A 16,960-nucleotide genomic window follows, 5' to 3' on the forward strand; every position below is an offset into this window, starting at 1 on the left:
CGAGAGTTTAAAGGCCGCGGAACGTTGTGCTCAGATGCGACCCTTGAACCGGCGTTCAGATCGTCGCCTTGAGGGCATCCAGCTCGCGATCGAGCGCCTGCTGCCAGCTCGGCGGCGTGATGCCGAACCGCTCGCGCAGCCGCGTGAGATCAAGGCGAGAGTTGGAGGGCCGCTTCGCCTTGACCGGAAATTCGTCCGATCGGATCTGAACGATTTCCTTCACGGCAAATTTCGCACCCCTCGACTGCAACCCGGCAACGATCGCAGTCGCAAAGCCGTGCCAGCTGGTCTCGCCGGCACAGACCAGATTGACGATTCCGCTTCGCTGCTCGAACGTCTTGCGAAGGTCGTCGTCACTCCGTGGCAGCATCGCAACCACCGCTTGCGAAATCGCATTGGCTGTCGTCGGCGCACCGATCTGGTCGGCGACGATCCGCAACTGCTCGCGCTCTCCGGCGAGGCGCACGATTGTCTTGAGGAAATTCGCACCGGTTGCAGCGTAGACCCAGGACGTGCGCGCGATCACATGCAAGGCACCCGCCTCGGCAATGGCCTGGTCGCCAGCAAGCTTGCTCTGGCCGTACACCGAGAGCGGCGCCGGCGTGCTGTCCTCGCGCCAGGGACGTTCGCCGGAGCCGTCGAAGACATAGTCCGTCGAAAAATGCACCAGCGGCACGCCACGGGGCGCCGCCCATTGGGCGATGACCAGATACGAAAAGAAATGTGCCTTATCGGCGCTGCGGTAAAGGCCTGCGAGCGCCTAGACGTGGACTGTCTGGCCGGCGGCGCCGGTCTTGGCACGCGCGGCGCCGTTTCGTTGTCAGCGGATCACCCGATGGACCTTGGCACGCCTAGAGCCTGTGTATAGTTTGGATGCCGGCCTGACTTCCGCGGAGCATATTGTGCAGATCAAACTTCCTCGAAAGGACCTCAAATTCGTCCAGAGCATCGACAGCATAGAACTCAAAGATGCAGCTGGCAGGCATATTGGCCAGTATTTTTTTGGGAAGAACTACGGACGAACCGTCTTCTTGTTTGGCAAATACAAAGGGACTTTCAAAACCCACGAGGAATGCCAAGCATTCGTCGATGGCGTTCTCGCCGTGGTCAATTCCTAGATCCGAAAACCCACCATCCGGGCTGATGCTTTGTCTTTTCCCTGAAGGAGACGGAGCGCGCCCAGCGTATCGAAAATGCAGGTCCATGGAAGACGACTATTACTTTGTTTGGGTACTAGACCGATCAGGCAACGTCTGCCCACAAATTTGGGCAGGGGATCAATTTGACCGCCCGGATTGGCAACTCAGCCACCTTATCAGCAAGCGCCTACTGAACGCAGCCGAGCGCAGGATGCCGCTGGACCGCCTCGCCGCTTTGTATCCGCCCTCTTGAAGGGAGCGGCACTCTTCCGAGCAGTCCTCATAATCCTCGGATTTTTGCGAACACCGCGCCAGGTCTGGCCTTGCTGCCCACTGATATGCCGCCAGTCCGCATCGGAAGGTCACTGTACTGGCCGGGAAGGCTTAATAAGACGTTGGTAGCCGACTTGCATGCTCCGCACCCGGGTTCATACGGGGGACGCTGCATTTCGAGGCGGGATGCGGCCCCAGAAGATTACCTTCGGCGACATGCGCGGCGCTGGCGTGCGCGCGGCGGCAGCTCGGTCAACGACCCGATCGCGCTCGGACGACGCTTCCGGAAATGTTCACGACTGTCGGGGTGAGCGTGCTTACCGCCAGCGCACGTGGCGAGCGCCCACGTGCCACCGGAGGCCTACTGCGAATCCATGTGCGTTTTTCTGATGCTGTCGGGCAAGTCGCGTTACGTGCCTGAACAAGCGCATGTCTTCGTGTATCAGATCTGGATGGGCGACCGCGCTGACAATGCTCGGGGCCGCGAGCTATAGCGCAGATGATCTCATGACCGTTGAGCGCGATATCGGACGTCTCGCCAAATACACGTTCGACATGGGCGGCGCGGGTGATCTGTTATCACTGTCTATCACTGTCGCTAAACGTTCCGCCGTGGGACGATTTACATGAACTCTCTCGGGAGGAATTGCGAGTGACGATCTCATCACTACCGACAAAAATTGCTCAGCTGGGCAACCCTAACGCAACGGTGGTCGAGCTGGCGCCCAAATCGCCAAGGTCTCTTCGTGAGCACTGCGGCGGCACCCTTCGCTGAGCAAGAGTAGCGAGTAGTCCTCCCATCGACATCACACCTTCAGATTTGTTGTCTTCTCCGAGAACTGGCCCGTAGTTGAGGTCCATCCAGACCTGTTCGGCGACGTTGTTTCGGTACAGCGTCAATTCTTGATCCTTGAACGATAGTGTGCCGCCGACGAGCCCGACTTCAAGCACCTTCGCATTAAAGTCCGCCACCTCCGCCCAGCCCTCCAGGACCTTGGAGCCCAGGAGCTTCGGATGCCTCTGACCGGCGAATTCCGAATATGCATCGTTGTAGATCATGATGCCGTTCGGTCCCCACAGCATCACCAGTGGCAGTGGGGACTGCAGCACGACCTTGGTGGCGGTCCGCAGCGTGGGGGATATGTGGCTGTCAGATATCGAGCCGCGCTTCGTCTCCTCTGCATGCGGCCAGTGCAGGAGTGCTCTTAGTTCTTGAGTGCTTTTCCGAAGATATGGCCGCCATCGTTGCAGGATATTTGTCGGTAGGGATACGATCCCGTCCTTGTACAAGCAACGGTCACGTCGCCGGATGAAAAAGTGAACGTGGGAGCGTGCTGCTTTGCATGGCTGGTCTTAAAGCATTGAATCTGGCTATCATTGAACTGTCGTAGCTGCGAGTTGGCCTTCACGTAGTGCAAAAATCCTGGGCAATCGTTGGCGAAAGCGCTGGCCGGAAGGATCATGCAGATTGAAAGAATAAGCTTCATTGCAATCTCCTCTTTTTGTCGTTGAGGATTCGGCCACACAGGCCGAGATGCATAGCCCGCCCTACACTCGCACGTTTGTTGAAATCCAGCGATTCCCCGATAGGATTACTTCGCCGCGGCTGGCTGTATATTCACTTAGATTGTTTTCATCCGGTTCGTTTTGACCTCAAGCGTGGGCCGCAGTGGAACCCTACTGCGGCCTTTTGCGTGGTCTACCGCCTCAGCCGCTGGCGGTGCATCATCAGCCGCTTCGGTTGCGCTTCGGCTTCAGTCGGTTTCACACACCCACGACGCCCAGTAGCTCGCGCGCGTTGCGAGACGCTACCGATTGACGATTTGACTCTCGCCCGCGCCGGGTTTCGATGGCGGCAGGCCTCACCCCGTCCGACGCCACACAACTACGCACGCCGCCGGCCGGCCGCTCAAGATCACGTTCGGCGAAATGCGGCAGATGGGTGTGCGCGGCGTGCTCGTCTATTGCCATTGCGGTCACCACGTTGCTCTCGACGCTGACCACTGGCCCGACGATGTGAGGCTTTCGGATCTCGAGCCGCAGTTGTGTGCCAGGGCTGTGGTAATCGCGGAGGTTCGGCCCGACTTTGAGGGTGGCAACCACCGGCTTGCAATCATGGGGTACCGACACGCGCGATTGACGCTGCTGGACGCCGGCGAGTAGATCGCCGCGCTCCCGAAGAAAGAACGACGCGTCGGAGTGGCAAGCGGCAATCAACGGTCCGAACCCGCTCGCGCGCGCTCACCGCATGGGAAATTTCCCGAGTCTATTCTTCCACCCGTGAGCAGCCGCAGCAATGATCCCGCTTGCACGGATCGTTTCGCGGGATCGTGCCATTGCCTACGATTGATTTCAGCACCATGGAGAGATTGCTGTGACAAACGACACAGCTGTGTTTGACGCTATGCGTCCCGATCCCAAAAATGGCGAGAGGGAATGGGCTGGCCGAATGGGCACGCGCGACGCGATTAGGCGTGACGGCCTCGAAATTGATACAGCGTCCGTCGCCTTCTGTCCGCTCGAATGGATTAATAGCGCCGGCTATGTCGACATTGAGCTCGTGCGCAAGTTTCCGCTGATGCTGGCTCAATGAGATGGACTTGGACCAGTCTCCTCCGGAAACGACGGTTCGGCGACTGCTAAGTCGTTTCGCCAGACGTGGGCGGCCCGCTTGGCCACCGATCGTAATACCTCATGCGACCCACAACAGTCCGAACCGCGAATTCGCGCAAAAAGATCGGACCGCTGTCTGGTTCTTCGTTTTCTTGCTGATTTTTATGCTGCTTTACGCGATCGTCGAGAAAATGCACGTCAGGTAGTGACGATCATCCCACTGCCGCGGCAAGTAGGCCCCCGCCCATGGGGTCCGCACCTAGCCAGCGCGTGGGCCGGAGCCGGTCTATGTTGCACACAGCTTCTTAATCCGGCTAGTCCAAAACCCTGGGACGGCGCCGTGGGGACATACGCGGTCTTGTGCATGCAGACGATAGGCCGCCGGAGCCGGCCTAAGAATTTACGGGTCAACCCGTCGGCGGGATGTCCCTATCGTGCTCCGCCATCTCCAATAATGGAATACGGTGCCCAGAACAAAGGATGAGCATAGGCAAATTCCGTCCTTCCATCGCCGCCAACGTAGCCGGGCCCATCCGCCAAGGCCATCATAGCCTGTTGGAGCGCCTCGGCGCGTGTCAGCTTGGGATCTACGGCCTGACGCCTGAATAGATCGGTGATTAGCTCCTTCGCCGATTGCGAATGCACAGACCAGTTAGTGATGAGCAGGGCTCGGGTGCCGGCGTAGAAGAAAGCGCGGCCCAGACCAGAAGCGGCCTCCGCGCCAGCGGCAACTCCGGCGCCAGTGTTGCATGCCGACAGAACGACCCAGTCGGCATCGAGCTTCAATGCAAGAATCTCTTCCATAGTCAAAAGGCCGTCGCCGTCGCTGTCGGCTACAGCGGGAGCCGTCAGGGCCAGGGCCGGTTGTGAGAGGCCATCAAGTTCGCCGGGCACCAGCCCATGGGTCGCAAAGGCGATGATCTTGAACTTGGACAGATCGGTGGACTTGACGTTCTTCTCGTTGGCATCCTTGCGGAGATTGAGCACTTTGGCCGGATCGGCCTGCAGCGTCAGCGCGATCGCCTTAAGCTCGTCCGCGGTATCCGGAAGCCGCGGCAATTGCGACAGCTGAAGTTAATCGATGCCGTCGATCTTTGGCCCGTTGCGCCGTTTCAGGGGCGCACCGCGGGTGACGTTGGATGCGTCCGCCACCTTGATTTGCGCATCCTCCTTAGCCGCTTCAACGGCCTGTTCCTTGCTGAACAGCGGATCGCCAAAACCGATCAACTGCTGGCGGGAGGCGGCCGCGACTGGCACTTTCCGTAACGTAAGCAGCGCGGAGAGCGACGGAACCACCGTCACCGAATGACTGCGCGCGAGCCAGGGGACCTTCCGATATCGGAATCGATCCGCGCGGGTTCCGTCGGCAACAACGATAACGGTAACAGGCCAAGCGTTAGTCACCACGATCAGGTTCTTTGCAGACTTCCAATGTCAATCGGCTTGCAAATTTGAGGGGTCAAATTTGCAGGCCGAATGACAGGTGGACGGCTATTCGTGCGTGGAACGGGACAGCCCGAATTCGAACTATTTGCCGAGAGCGAGGACCGGTTTTTCATGCGCTTTGTTGATGCCCAGGGAATGTTTCTTCATGGCAAGGATGGAGCGGTTGATCGGCTGTTGTGGCACCAAAATGGAAGGTACACGTACTACCCGCGTGTTTCTTGACGGGGCCTGCGTATTAGTCCGCTGTGGGTCCTCGGCAGCCAGCACGCCTTTGGTCGGGTCATCTCTCGGAAGTGGAGATCGCCGCGCTTAGGGCTGAGGGTCAGCCACGGGCCCAAAAGCGGAACTCGTCGTCGGTCGCGGGGGCTCTCGCAGGCTGCCTATCTGCGAGCTTTGAAAACTCAATCGAGCAGATTGCTCGCCAGGGACGGAGAGCCGCCGCACGATCAGCAGTGATGTTAACGATGCCGCCATGGCAAGCCGTGGCCTTCATCGTGCCGGTCACGGTCGCGTTGTTGCCGAGCTGGATTGTCAACCGCTGACGCAAGTACGTGGTGACAGTGACGCCGACTGAAAGGTCTCTTGATGCCGCTAATTGAAAGTTACGCCAATCTTGTACGCTCTTCGCCAGACCACGCGGCATGATATTTTTAGTTTGTCTTCAGGTATGATCAACGTAAACGCGGCAGGAATGGTCGCGCTCAGATCGGAAAGCTGCAGAGCGGCGCCCGTAATAGAGAGATCACGAATAATGCAGGAGGTTTTGTCGCCTCCATATTCAATCTGCGCCGGCTTTGAAACGCGATAGCGAGGCGCAATCCGGGTTTCGACCACTGGTGATCACTCCCAATTTATTCCATACTCGTCGGTCGTTTGATTGATCCAGAGCAGAGCGGCTCTAGTATCGAGCCAAACCAGCCGCTCATCTTCGAGGTCTTCGTCAGAAGTCATATGCAGCAGGAACTTATTCTCGGCGAACCTAAAAAGGCTATCGCGCGCCTGACATTCAGCAAGCGTTTGAGTTGCGATAAATGCATACTTTCGCGTGGCGACGAGATGCATGGAAAATCATAGGAAAGCGAAAAATGAATTCCCACATAATCACGGATAGAGATTAAGTATTCTTCAAGGACAACCGGTAACGGCGCGCGCGGGGACCAAGGCGGTGAACGCAATAAGCCGCAGCGGCTTTCACCGCCGCGGCCCTGCCTGATCAAACGCCGGGTCAATGAAATCAACGAAATATTGGCCAGCCCGGCACCTCGAAAGCTACGCCCGGATACTGCTGCCAAGGGAGAGGGCCGAGTGAGCCGCGAAAACTTCCTGGACGGTAATGGATTGTTAACCCATCCACCCCGATCATCAACGCTGACTAGCGTGGATAGATCATCCAGAAACTCACACATTGGGAGCCGTCGCTGATCTCAACCCGGCGACGGCCTTTTTTGTTGCGGTGAACATGGACTATCGAGCTTTCACGAACGACAGTCTCACCATGATGTACGAGAGTGTTCGGGGGGCTCTCGCTTCCGACGACGCTGCAAGGACCGTCGGAGACAAGCCCTGCTTTCAAGTGCGGGAAACGCGTGACTGGAAGGAGCATGCCGCCAATCTTGAAACCGAAATGCTCGGGCGAGGGATGTTCTTCGAGATCATCGATTGGTCAGAAGATCAGGGGCAGTTGCCACTTTAACGTCGCCGGCATTGCCCCTTTTCGCGCTTTAAGGAATTAGTTACGGCTCATTGCCAACCTGTGACCATTGCAAATCGTCGCGGCGGCGACGCCAATATCGAAGTTCGATTGATCAAGACCTGCTCGCTTGGCAGTCTCTTCATGCGCGAGGCCGTTATGCTCAAGGGGTTCATGATTGCCGTTCTAGCGCTAATATTTTTATCAATGTGCGATCAATACACATCCAGTGGCCAATATTCCGATGCGGTCATCATGATGGCCAAGCAGATTAGACACTCCTTTGGTGCCTAATTGCACCTGTCGTCGCCCAAGCGTGAGCATGATGAGCGAGACCGATATTCTTGACGTGCTAAACAACCATGAGTGTCCGGACTGCGGCGCAAATAAATTGCGATCCGCACTCCGCGTCGATATCGCCGAGCATCTGACCTGCAGCGAGTGCGAGGCTCGTTTCTACATTGCGCCACGTCGGCCATATGCCAAGGTGTTCATTCGTCAATAGCCAAGAGCCATGTCGTTCCAATGGATTATCCGCCTTGGGTCATTAGGCAACCTGACCGGCGTGTTGACCATGCCCGCTCCACCCTCGAAAGCCGATGTCAGCGGCGCCGACTTGCACTTCCGCTAAGGGTCAGAATGCGAAGAACTCAACCAGAGCAAATCGCGTCCGCAGTGCCCCACTGAGCGGACCTTAACGAAGCTTGCCGCTACTTCGCTGATGGGCCACTTCCGGGCCTGACCTGCGCGTTCGATCTGTCGAGGTCCGTTGTGGGCTGTTCGCTTCACATTGACGGTGGGCAGGCCGCCCCTTCCGCTAAACAAACCCAAGAACATGCCCTAAGCTGGTATCGAAATGTTGGCCGCCAGAAGTGAGCGCATGATGCTGATAACCAAAGGAAGGAATTTCCCCTCGCTGTCCACAAAGCGCTTGGTGCTGCGCGCCATGACGCCTAGAGACGCCACCGCCTTCGGAGCACTCCTGTCGATTCCGGAAGTAACCCGTCATTCAAATTGGCCCGATAAACCCAGCAAAGTTCAAAGCGAACGGTATGCAAGGTGGATGGTTAAGCTTTACGCCTCCGGCAAGGGCTGCGCGTGGATCATCGAAGACCGAAAGTCAAAATCCCTCATTGGCGCGATCCGCTTCAATAGCTTTGAGAGAAAATGGAGTTCTGGCGAGATCGGGTACGAGCTAAACCCGGAATTTTGGGGAAAGGGCCTGATGTCCGAGGCGGTCTCCGTCACGGTGGCATGCGGTCACGAGACTTTTGGACTTAACCGCATTGAGGCTTGGACGCTTCCCGGAAACTCAGCGTCAGACCGGGTCCTGGAAAAATCCGGATTTCGATACGAGGGCACCCTTCGACAGAAGGCTTGGTTCAAAGGTGCGTATCATGATTTCCGAATGTTTGGGCGGATCGCCGGTGACCCACCGAATTGAATTGGTCGGTCGCAATTCGACGTGCTGACGTCCGTTCCGGGTCAATCGCGTCCGTGCGTACCCGAGTTCGGTCTTCCGGTCCACTCTCGGCACCGGACATGTCGCAGCAAAGCGCTAACTGACGCGATGGGCCAGATTCGGTCCTCATAATGCGCAGGCGCAGACGGCCGGTCTTCCTCCGGGATCGGAAAGACACGGCGTGCGGAGCAGTTGCCCGGCCCATGCGTTATTTCGACCTTGGCGGCTAGGGTAGTGGACCCTCCGGGGCGAGGCCGCTAGGCGCGCTTGTTACGCTTCGACGTCTCGCACTGATTGTTGCAGCCGGCATCGAGCCGCTTGCAGCGATTCCTTTATGCGGCTCGCCATGGCGTCAACCTTGGAATCCAGCGCGGCACATTAGTCCGAAAGCTCTCGTACTCCGTGCCGAATGTTTGCTTGAGCGTCGGTTCTTCGTACATCACCACAAAGACATAAAAAAAAGCCAGAGTAGCGCGCCGTACCAGAGGAGACGCCAGTCACCAAACAAAAGGGCCTGACCAAAAATGACTGCGACGACCGCGATGTAGATCGGATTTCGCACGTAGCGATAAAGGCCAGTCACTACGAGCTTTTGTGTCGGCGCGATCGGGGCGGGCGTCCCCAGTCCCTCCAGCGCAAAACGGGAAAATGAATCCACGAGTCCGGGCACTCCGACGAGGATCAATATACCGCCGAGGATGCGGGTTAGATCGACGCCGAACAAAGCTGGCCGAAATTCCCACTGCGTGACCCACCAGGGGACGAGGCCTGCCAGCACCAACGGCGCAATGACGAAGAACAGAGCGGAGCCCAAGACGGCAATTGCTTTCGACATTGCGTGCTCCCACGACCCGACAAGAATAGCCTCGCAAGTCACTTTCTGCTACGAGCATTGAACGCAGCTCCACAATCAGTTGTCCCGGCCGTCGAGTTCTCTTCACCTCGCCTCTGATCTACAGGCTGAGTTCCGGTATGGGTCAGAATCGGTCCTCCCGGTCGAGAAACGCGACTTCCGGTCTACTCCCCAACAACGGACATCATCACGTCGGCCGAGTTGGTCCGGTTCGTGTCACATGCGACATTGGACGCTTGGCTGATATGAAAAAGGCCGCCAACCAAGGCGGCCTCCAGGTCCATTAGGTCGGTGATCCGCATAATTGCGACACCGCTCACATTGGACGCCTGCAGCCTGATGCAAACGGCGGGAAGAAGTTCGCGATCCCCGACGAGGGCGACATCAATAGATGGATTCTCAATCAGGTGCTCAGCGCAAACGACTGGAAGCCTTCAATACACTAGAGAAGCGACGCCTTGAGTTTGTCGATGCAGTCCATGAGCAACTTCTTAAGCGATCAAAGCTCTCTGCCGTGCTTGCGCATCTCGACCAACCCGCGATGGATGGAAAGAACCCTGCGGAGAATATCTCGGCGTGAATCCGACGACGCATTCAGCAAATCGATGCTCTCACCAGCCCAGAGTTCTCGATCTTTCGGCCAGATCAGCAAAGCTTGGTTTCGTCGAACCACCAAGAGACTCCGACAGCGGATACGCAGGCGGTTACTACGGTTACCCGTCTACCCCTCGCCTTCAATTCTGGTCAATCGACGAGGAGAAAGAGTTCGCGACATCAACAGGCTCGATGGAATGGGCGATCCATGCTGGACTTTTGCCATCAAGCGAAGGCTCTCCCGCCAAAGACGAGACGGCCGAGACCGCACCACCGCCGCAGCGCCGAGATGCACGGCGGCTCACCATTTGCCCCGATTTTCCGTCATCACGGGCAGAGCCCCAGGGCGCACACGCCGCAGCTCGCCCGCTCTCTTGACAAAAAGCGGCCACGAGAACAAAACTGGAACATGAATCGACCTGCTAAAACCGCGACGTCAGCGGCTTCGGGACCTACAATCGTGCCCAGACTTCACGGAACTCGGGAAAGCCTGCGGAGACATCGGTACATCCGGCGGAGCGACCGCGGATGAAGCTGCCTATGCTGCCCGCGTACTATTATCTCGACCACTTCGTCGAGATGCTAGAGTTCGTACAAAAGACCTACAGTTCGATCCTCGGCGACGAACACCGCGCTTTCATCGCGCGCTTCGGCGGCCTTTCGCGGGACGCACGCTGCCTGCTGATCCGAATGGTGAACAGGCGTGGCGCGATCTTCAACCGATCGCTGTTCAGCTATCCGGAGATCAAGGACGTCAAAGTTGCGGTCGCCGAATTGACGGCGGCCGGCCACGCTCGCGCCCTCAGGGAATCCGACTACCCGGCGTTCGTCGCCTGCCTTCCCAGGGATGTCCTGATGACCGGAGCGCAAGCGGCCGGACGCGGAGACGTCCGCAAATCATGGTCGAAGCTGAAATTCGTCGACTACTTTCTCGAGCAAGTTCCGTTTTCCGTCGCTGCGCAGCACTGCGGCGGGCACAAATTCATCGCGCTCGACGGAACACGCCCCATCGAGTTCCTGCTCTACCTTTATTTCGGCAAGACCGAGGTCGACCTCAAGAACTTCGCGCTGCGCGATCTCGGCATTCTCCGCACCAACCAGGAAACGTCTTTCAACGCACGTTTCACTGACGGCGACGAGGCAGTGGCGTCTTTCTACTACTGTCAGGTCCTTGATCGTCTCGATGTCAAATCTGAAGCTGTCTATCGCCAAGCTGCCATTGACGTCCTTGGAGGGCCCGCTTGCGGGACGGACTACGCCGCTGATCTTCGCAGCCGTGCGGCACATCAGGCGGGCCTGTATTTCGAGAAGAGTGACGAGAGCGCCCTCGCCTGTCAGCTCTATCGTGCAGGCTCTTCCTCCGACTGCAACGAACGCCTGGCGCGCCTGCTCTACAACGAGGGCGAACGCGTCGAAGCCGAGGAACTGCTGCAGCGTATGATTGATGATCCCGCGAGCGACGGCGAGCACCTGTTTGCCACAGACTTCTATGCTCGCAAGTTCGGGGGACGGCGCACGGGGCTCTACACCGAACTCCTTCGATCAGGCCGGGCCATTACGGTCGACGACACGCATCGTGGCAATCCCGAAGCAGGCTTGGCCGGCGTCCTGCGGCGCGAGGGCGCCCGTGTGTTCTACGCCGAAAACGTACTGTGGCACAGCCTGTTCGGACTTCTGTTCTGGGACGAGCTATTCGAGACCACCCAACTGGCCAGCGGCTTCGACTGGGTGCCGCATTGCCTGAAGGACCGCAGCTTCAGCAGGCTGTTCGCCTCATCGATCGATGCGAAACTGGAGGGCATTGAATCCGGCAACGGATTGGCGATCATCCTGCGGACCATCGCCGCAAGATGGGGGCGGCCCAACGGGATCTTTGCCTGGGATCATGTGCAGGTCGAAGCGCTGCGCGCGCTGCTCGAAGGCACCGATCCGGCCGGCGTCGCCCGTATCGTCCGCTCGATGTGCGACGACTTCCGCGACATGAAGGATGGCTTCCCCGACCTGATGGTGGTACGCGACGGCAAAGCTTCGTTCATGGAGATCAAGGCAGAGGGCGATGTCATCCGGCGCAATCAGCTGACCCGCCTGCGCCAGCTCGGCGCCGCGGGCATCGTCGCAGAAATCGGCCGGGTCGACTATCGCTTCGACCCCGAACAGGACTACGTTGTGGTCGACATCGAGACCACCGGCGCCTGGTCGAACGGCGACCGCATCACGGAAATCGGCGCCGTGAAGGTTCGCAATCACGAGGTCGTCGACGAATGGCACACCTTGCTCAATCCGCAGCGTCCGATCCCGGCCAAAATCGTTCAATTGACCGGTATCACCAACGAGATGGTGCGGAACGCACCCGTTTTCGCGGAGGTCGCGGAGAGCTTCATGGAGTTCATGGGTGACGGCATCTTCGTCGCTCACAACGTCAACTTCGACTATGGGTTCATCGTGTATGAGTACGAACGGGTGGAGCGCCGCTTCCGGTTTCCCAAGCTCTGCACTTGCGCGGGAATGCGCCGGCGCTATCCGGGACATAAATCCTACGGGCTCGGCAAACTCTGCGAGATCTACGGAATCGAGCTGGATAATCATCATCGGGCCCTGTGCGATGCGCGCGCCTCCGTTCACCTGCTGAACCTGATCAACCGGAAGAGACACGAGGAATTCGCTCAGAGCGCACAAGCGGCTTAGCCCTGATGGCCCCTGACCTTCCCCAAGGCTTTGACTTGCAGACTTGTGACGCTGCATCCTATGGCTCGCCCAATGAAAGCACGGCTCAGAATCAAATCGTCGCCGAGGCTACCACGCGAAATCATCCGTATTGGCGTCAGTAACGCGTCGGTCGACCACCGAGACAACCCGGACCTTCCCGGCAAGCCAATCGCGGTTGGCGGCTCAGCAATGAGCGGCGTTGCGTTGCAGGCCGCACGCTACAATAGCGTAAAAGGATCAGTCCAATAATTGTAGCGCATGCAACCCAGACAGCGCGCACCTGATCCTGAGGATGGCGATGGAAAAATGCGAAGCCGCCTTCGATTTCAACGGTTTCCTCGGACACTAAGGGTCGACGTCTCGGAAGAGAGATCTCGGGCCAAAGGCAATAGGTCAAGTTCGGTGTCGCCGGTACCGTGCAGTAGCAGAAGTAGAGCGCAGAGCGATCGGCCCCTGGGGTAAAGAGATGAAAGATCTTGCACATGATGCCAGTAAGGCAAAGTGGTCCGTCCAGTTCCAGGTCCGCGTCCGGCGACGATCCCTGGTTGGGCGGCCTACCCAAATGGCAACTCCGTGCTCGACTTCAAGGTTGACATCGCAGCCCTGACGAGCCGAGCTGAACTTTCCAACTTTAGCAATAGCACTTCTAAATCTGACGGTGTGACTTCTTCCATGGATAGATGATGGGGCTCGATAAGCTCTTCGACAAGCTGAACCAACGAAACCTCCATGATGCCCTTGCATCCAGCTGTCCCCTCGAGATTCAGACTTGCGATCACCCCGCCATTTTGGCTCAGCCGGACTGACAGCTCTTGCGGGATCGACTGCTGAACGACAGACAAGGGAACTTCGACAGATGCCAGGACCGTATTCGTGTCTGGAATACGGTATCCAAACCTGAACGTATCGTTCAAACGGTCTGGGCAGCCCTGGACCGAAGGTTCACCAAACGGCTCCACTTTGGAGACTGTAGAAAAGGTCATGTGACGAGCTCCTCACCGTGCGAGGTAGTGCACCCTCAAAAGTATAGCAGCATCCTGCTGGTTTCGCGCATTCTCACCAGATCTGGCCCTGTGGAATCGTACAGGTGCACGCATGCCTGAGGTAAAATACCTTACCCCACTGGGTTCGGCTATATCAGGGGTATCAAAGTGGACGTACAACCATCCGGCAGCTCTGACCGGCGTCCAGCAAGAATCGAGCTGAAGCATCTTCGTTTTGCAACGCTCGCATGTAGCTGCGGTAGCTTCCGGCGCGCGGCTGATCTACTCCGGATTCGACATTCGGCATTGAGCCGATCGGTAGCCCAGTTAGAGCAACTAATTGGGACGACGTTGTTCGAGCGATCGACTGCAGGCATACGCCCTACCCGTGCAGGCTCCAGCTTTCTAAGCCGCGCTACGGCGATCCTTGAGCAGATTGACGCACTCATCCAATCGGCAGGTTGTGGCGCGGGTACTTGCTCCGGTCAACTCTCCGTCGGGCTGTGTGCATCGGGTTCAACAGGAAATCTGCGTGCGATCTTAGCTGATCTTGGACGACAATGTATTGAGGTGACCGCGATTGAGCGGTCACCAACAGATTTGCATGGCATTCTACGCAACGGGCTAGCAGATGTTATTATCGTTCCAGAAAGGCCTCGGTCGATCGATCCAGGATCTCGTGCACTATGGCATGAAGGAATTTTCGTTCTGTTGTCAGCAGACAATCCTCTGGCCAGTCGCGAGGCGATCTACTGGACAGATCTCCTTGACCAAACCATCTTGCTCGGAACGAACGAACAAGCATGCGGCTTGGCCAAGATCATCGAGCCGTACCTTGTGGCGCACGGGATCGAGCAGAAGGTTCGGCGACAAAACGTGAGCCGACAAGTGATCCAGAGCCTTGCAAGTGCGGGGCTTGGGGTCAGCTTTGTCCTTGTATCTGAGACGGGATCTATTGGGGATGGCCTGATTTGGCGACAATTGCGTGATGATCGGGGTCAGATACAGGTGTGCTTCCAGGTTCACTGGCGTCCCGGAAACAAAAATCCCGCGCTGAGATGCTTTCTGAAATTGGTGGCAGATTACTATCCGTCTCCTGAGGGCGGCGGGTGAGCTTCTCGTTTCAGTCGTGCAAATCCACGATCTGTCGCCATAAACCGTCCCAACATTGGCGCGATCAGCTTGGATGGATCGATTGCTTGGCCAGTCTCGCGCGCCAAGGCTTGGGCGTAAGCGATGAGATCACGGTGCACCGAAGCGGGCAATTCCAAGCTCAGTTTGACCGGTTTTTCATCAGGGAGCGTTCCGATTTTGAGCTTTGTCATGTTCTATTCTCGGTAGGGTTCGAACACCAGGTCGCGATTGACGATGACACGAACTGGGAAGCCGGGTCGTACCGTCAGCGTTGGCTGAATACTTAAACTGCGCCGAACCACCTGCTGACCAGTTTGGTTCAGCGACTCTGCGGCACCGTGCCGCAATGCCTGGATAACGGCGCTGTTGTTGCTATTGGTGTCCGAGCCGGCACTCAGTTCCGTCCCGACAGACAAGAGCGTCGAGAGCGCAGCGGCCCTGAATAGCTCACCCCAGTGATTGTCGACCTGGTCTTCAAGGCCCGCATACCCGGCGGTATCAGCACCAGGCTGCCGCTCGAGCACGATAGAACGTCCATTCGGCATGATCAGCCGCGTCCAGGCCAGCAGGACGCGGGACTGACCGAAGGCTACTTGGCTGTCATAGATGCCGACCAGCCGTGCTCCTTGAGCCGTTGCAGCGTCAGTCCATTTCCCGGCCGGCCCCCTGGGCGTGTCCTTCAATCGGACGAACATCGAACGTCCCGGTGTATTGCTGGCATTGCCAACCAACCAATAGCGGCCTTGGCGCCGACCGTTCGACAGATAGTGGCGGCACACCGCCTCGGCCTCGCGCGCGAGGCGGTGCGCCAGCTCGGAAGCGTCGCGTGTCATCGCGCGACCTCCCGCTGGCCGATTTGCTCAACCGCGCAGCGCTCCAGCGCCACCTTATTGAACGCAAGGTCGCCGGATGGGGACAAAGTGATCTCTCGGACAGCTTCCTTCATTTCGATTCTCCACGCCGGGTGGCCGAGAGCCTCTCTCTCGGCTTCCAACCCGTCGCGGACATCCGCCCACCCCTCTCACTCTTCCTCCAAGCAGCGAAGAGATACTTCAAGCCGCCTCGCACTGCGCACTCTCACCTGCTATGTCGGCAGCGAGACTTGGCAGAAAGCCGACCGTGTAATCCGCCGCTTTGCCGGCTTGGTTTACCGCGAGGACAATCGCCCGATTGTCCGCGCACAGCACCTCACATGGCACACGGCTGGCCTCCACTCCGGCGATGATCTTGTCGGTGATTTCCTCACAGAGGCTCGCCGGCACGCCCAAGCGGATATATCTGGACATCACGTCTGTCCGCGACGGGCGCCACGAGTTTTCTCGCAGCTTCCAATTCGACAGCGAGAAACAGCTCGCTCCTCTCGCTCTGTCGCCCCGCGACGGCTACGCGGCAGATCTGTTCGGGTTTTGATGGCAAGCTAGGAAAGCGTTGTGCGCACACCACTAGCTGCAACGCAGCCACTATGAAGGCCGAGCAAGCGAAGGCGCGCGACGGCGGGGCTAAAAGAGGCAGCCGCAGGAGCGTCAGCATAGCGCCGCCCTTGGGCGGGACGCGGGACCGACTGCAGTCTCGAGACCGGTTAACAAGGCACCCGCAGGAGGGTTAGCATAGCGCCGGCGCGAAACGCGACGGAACCCGGGACCGAGTGCCTCCGGCGAGAGACACAATTTGGTGCGCAAGGGATCGAAGCCGTCGGCCGAGACGCAGCGCGGCTCGGTTCACGAGAGCCCGTTGCGGCAAATGCCGCACGCGCAACGCAGATCAAAAGCGCGTCTCAACGGCACCGATGATACCCCGATCGCACCCTCGCAAACGTCGAAGGATCCGGCCGAGGCACCACAAGGAATCCATCTACCCCTGGCGTACATGCGATGCCTATCATTCCGATAAAGAGAAGATCGCTGCGGCCTTCAATGCAAGTTGAGCAACAGGTTTGTCGGATTGAGCGCTGACAATCCGTCAGAAGCAGCTGACTCTTAATCAGCGGGTCCCAGGTTCGAGCCCTGTCCATGACTAGTTCGCCGCTAGCCGGCCCTTTTCCACGACATTCTAGCCGATTGTGACCAT

16 protein-coding genes and 4 pseudogenes are annotated in these 16,960 nt (G+C 58.1%); 8 read left to right on the forward strand and 12 right to left on the reverse strand.

Annotated features, from left to right (window positions below):
• Nucleotides 1-55: 55 nt before the first annotated feature.
• Complete coding sequence (rfbD, locus tag V1280_RS14925) at nucleotides 56-709, reverse strand: dTDP-4-dehydrorhamnose reductase (RefSeq protein WP_334538309.1); 654 nt, start codon at nucleotides 707-709, stop codon at nucleotides 56-58.
• A gap of 85 nt (nucleotides 710-794) precedes the next feature.
• On the opposite strand from rfbD, the gene V1280_RS14930 reads away from it, so the two are divergent.
• Both V1280_RS14930 and V1280_RS14935 read left to right on the forward strand, forming a co-directional pair.
• Nucleotides 795-1,118: a hypothetical protein gene (locus tag V1280_RS14930; protein ID WP_334525107.1), complete on the forward strand. Its 324-nt coding sequence runs from the start codon at nucleotides 795-797 to the stop codon at nucleotides 1,116-1,118.
• Between the two features lie 536 nt (nucleotides 1,119-1,654).
• Nucleotides 1,655-2,062 (forward strand): annotated as a pseudogene (locus tag V1280_RS14935) (hypothetical protein); the annotation flags it as partial.
• 34 nt (nucleotides 2,063-2,096) lie between these two features.
• On the opposite strand, the gene V1280_RS14940 reads toward V1280_RS14935, so the two are convergent.
• The 3 genes from V1280_RS14940 to V1280_RS14950 all read right to left on the reverse strand — a co-directional run bounded on the left by V1280_RS14940 (nucleotide 2,097) and on the right by V1280_RS14950 (nucleotide 3,629).
• Nucleotides 2,097-2,471 carry a hypothetical protein gene (locus tag V1280_RS14940; RefSeq protein ID WP_334538644.1) on the reverse strand — a complete coding sequence of 125 codons (375 nt, stop codon included), beginning with the start codon at nucleotides 2,469-2,471 and terminating at the stop codon, nucleotides 2,097-2,099.
• 146 nt (nucleotides 2,472-2,617) lie between these two features.
• On the reverse strand, nucleotides 2,618-2,899 hold the full coding sequence (locus tag V1280_RS14945; protein WP_334525110.1) for a hypothetical protein: 282 nt from the start codon (nucleotides 2,897-2,899) through the stop codon (nucleotides 2,618-2,620).
• A 277-nt stretch (nucleotides 2,900-3,176) separates the two neighbouring features.
• A complete protein-coding gene (locus tag V1280_RS14950) occupies nucleotides 3,177-3,629 on the reverse strand; it encodes a hypothetical protein (protein WP_334525114.1) in 453 nt (150 codons plus the stop codon).
• A gap of 157 nt (nucleotides 3,630-3,786) precedes the next feature.
• Between V1280_RS14950 and V1280_RS14955 the strand changes: the two genes are divergently transcribed.
• A complete protein-coding gene (locus V1280_RS14955) occupies nucleotides 3,787-4,005 on the forward strand; it encodes a hypothetical protein (RefSeq protein ID WP_334525117.1) in 219 nt (72 codons plus the stop codon).
• Between the two features lie 449 nt (nucleotides 4,006-4,454).
• Here V1280_RS14955 and V1280_RS14960 read toward each other — a convergent pair.
• From V1280_RS14960 to V1280_RS14970, 3 genes and pseudogenes are all read right to left on the reverse strand, one after another.
• Nucleotides 4,455-5,456, reverse strand: a pseudogene (locus V1280_RS14960) (CHAT domain-containing protein); the annotation flags it as partial.
• 606 nt (nucleotides 5,457-6,062) lie between these two features.
• On the reverse strand, nucleotides 6,063-6,305 hold the full coding sequence (locus tag V1280_RS14965) for a PilZ domain-containing protein (RefSeq protein WP_334525120.1): 243 nt from the start codon (nucleotides 6,303-6,305) through the stop codon (nucleotides 6,063-6,065).
• Between the two features lie 6 nt (nucleotides 6,306-6,311).
• Nucleotides 6,312-6,533, reverse strand: a complete 222-nt coding sequence (locus V1280_RS14970) for a hypothetical protein (protein ID WP_334525123.1) — start codon at nucleotides 6,531-6,533, stop codon at nucleotides 6,312-6,314.
• A 343-nt stretch (nucleotides 6,534-6,876) separates the two neighbouring features.
• Here V1280_RS14970 and V1280_RS14975 point away from each other — a divergent pair, with 343 nt between their 5' ends.
• Complete coding sequence (locus V1280_RS14975; RefSeq protein ID WP_334525126.1) at nucleotides 6,877-7,164, forward strand: hypothetical protein; 288 nt, start codon at nucleotides 6,877-6,879, stop codon at nucleotides 7,162-7,164.
• Nucleotides 7,165-8,041: 877 nt separating this feature from the next.
• A complete protein-coding gene (locus V1280_RS14980; RefSeq protein ID WP_334525129.1) occupies nucleotides 8,042-8,605 on the forward strand; it encodes a GNAT family N-acetyltransferase in 564 nt (187 codons plus the stop codon).
• Between the two features lie 350 nt (nucleotides 8,606-8,955).
• On the opposite strand, the pseudogene V1280_RS14985 reads toward V1280_RS14980, so the two are convergent.
• A pseudogene (locus V1280_RS14985) lies at nucleotides 8,956-9,458 on the reverse strand (methyltransferase family protein).
• 409 nt (nucleotides 9,459-9,867) lie between these two features.
• Between V1280_RS14985 and V1280_RS14990 the strand changes: the two are divergent.
• Both V1280_RS14990 and V1280_RS14995 read left to right on the forward strand, forming a co-directional pair.
• Nucleotides 9,868-10,056: a hypothetical protein gene (locus tag V1280_RS14990; protein ID WP_334525132.1), complete on the forward strand. Its 189-nt coding sequence runs from the start codon at nucleotides 9,868-9,870 to the stop codon at nucleotides 10,054-10,056.
• A gap of 542 nt (nucleotides 10,057-10,598) precedes the next feature.
• On the forward strand, nucleotides 10,599-12,755 hold the full coding sequence (locus tag V1280_RS14995; RefSeq protein ID WP_334525135.1) for an exonuclease domain-containing protein: 2,157 nt from the start codon (nucleotides 10,599-10,601) through the stop codon (nucleotides 12,753-12,755).
• Nucleotides 12,756-13,330: 575 nt separating this feature from the next.
• On the opposite strand, the gene V1280_RS15000 is transcribed toward V1280_RS14995, so the two are convergent.
• Nucleotides 13,331-13,759, reverse strand: a complete 429-nt coding sequence (locus V1280_RS15000; protein WP_334525138.1) for a hypothetical protein — start codon at nucleotides 13,757-13,759, stop codon at nucleotides 13,331-13,333.
• A gap of 168 nt (nucleotides 13,760-13,927) precedes the next feature.
• On the opposite strand from V1280_RS15000, the gene V1280_RS15005 reads away from it, so the two are divergent.
• On the forward strand, nucleotides 13,928-14,872 hold the full coding sequence (locus V1280_RS15005; protein WP_334525140.1) for a LysR family transcriptional regulator: 945 nt from the start codon (nucleotides 13,928-13,930) through the stop codon (nucleotides 14,870-14,872).
• Here the strand turns inward: V1280_RS15005 and V1280_RS15010 are convergent.
• From V1280_RS15010 to V1280_RS15020, 3 genes and pseudogenes are all read right to left on the reverse strand, one after another.
• Nucleotides 14,845-15,084, reverse strand: coding sequence for a DUF2274 domain-containing protein (locus V1280_RS15010; protein ID WP_334525143.1), 240 nt, complete (start codon nucleotides 15,082-15,084; stop codon nucleotides 14,845-14,847). The genes V1280_RS15005 and V1280_RS15010 overlap by 28 nt on opposite strands.
• Before the next feature lie 3 nt (nucleotides 15,085-15,087).
• Nucleotides 15,088-15,525 (reverse strand): annotated as a pseudogene (locus V1280_RS15015) (TrbI/VirB10 family protein); the annotation flags it as partial.
• A gap of 420 nt (nucleotides 15,526-15,945) precedes the next feature.
• Complete coding sequence (locus V1280_RS15020; RefSeq protein WP_334525145.1) at nucleotides 15,946-16,179, reverse strand: hypothetical protein; 234 nt, start codon at nucleotides 16,177-16,179, stop codon at nucleotides 15,946-15,948.
• Nucleotides 16,180-16,960 lie beyond the last annotated feature (781 nt).

The sequence above is a fragment of the Bradyrhizobium sp. AZCC 2230 genome (assembly GCF_036924495.1).
Taxonomy (GTDB): domain Bacteria; phylum Pseudomonadota; class Alphaproteobacteria; order Rhizobiales; family Xanthobacteraceae; genus Bradyrhizobium; species Bradyrhizobium rifense.

What these genes read in the sequence shown, in the direction of transcription:
- V1280_RS14995 (WP_334525135.1), top strand. Translation starts at nt 10,599, where the DNA reads ATGAAGCTGCCTATGCTGCCCGCGTACTATTATCTCGACCACTTCGTC.
- V1280_RS14990 (WP_334525132.1), top strand. Translation starts at nt 9,868, where the DNA reads ATGGATTCTCAATCAGGTGCTCAGCGCAAACGACTGGAAGCCTTCAAT.
- V1280_RS14940 (WP_334538644.1), bottom strand. Translation starts at nt 2,471, where the DNA reads ATGATCTACAACGATGCATATTCGGAATTCGCCGGTCAGAGGCATCCG.
- V1280_RS15020 (WP_334525145.1), bottom strand. Translation starts at nt 16,179, where the DNA reads ATGTCCAGATATATCCGCTTGGGCGTGCCGGCGAGCCTCTGTGAGGAA.
- V1280_RS14970 (WP_334525123.1), bottom strand. Translation starts at nt 6,533, where the DNA reads ATGCATCTCGTCGCCACGCGAAAGTATGCATTTATCGCAACTCAAACG.
- V1280_RS15000 (WP_334525138.1), bottom strand. Translation starts at nt 13,759, where the DNA reads ATGACCTTTTCTACAGTCTCCAAAGTGGAGCCGTTTGGTGAACCTTCG.
- V1280_RS14945 (WP_334525110.1), bottom strand. Translation starts at nt 2,899, where the DNA reads ATGAAGCTTATTCTTTCAATCTGCATGATCCTTCCGGCCAGCGCTTTC.
- V1280_RS15010 (WP_334525143.1), bottom strand. Translation starts at nt 15,084, where the DNA reads ATGACAAAGCTCAAAATCGGAACGCTCCCTGATGAAAAACCGGTCAAA.
- V1280_RS14980 (WP_334525129.1), top strand. Translation starts at nt 8,042, where the DNA reads ATGATGCTGATAACCAAAGGAAGGAATTTCCCCTCGCTGTCCACAAAG.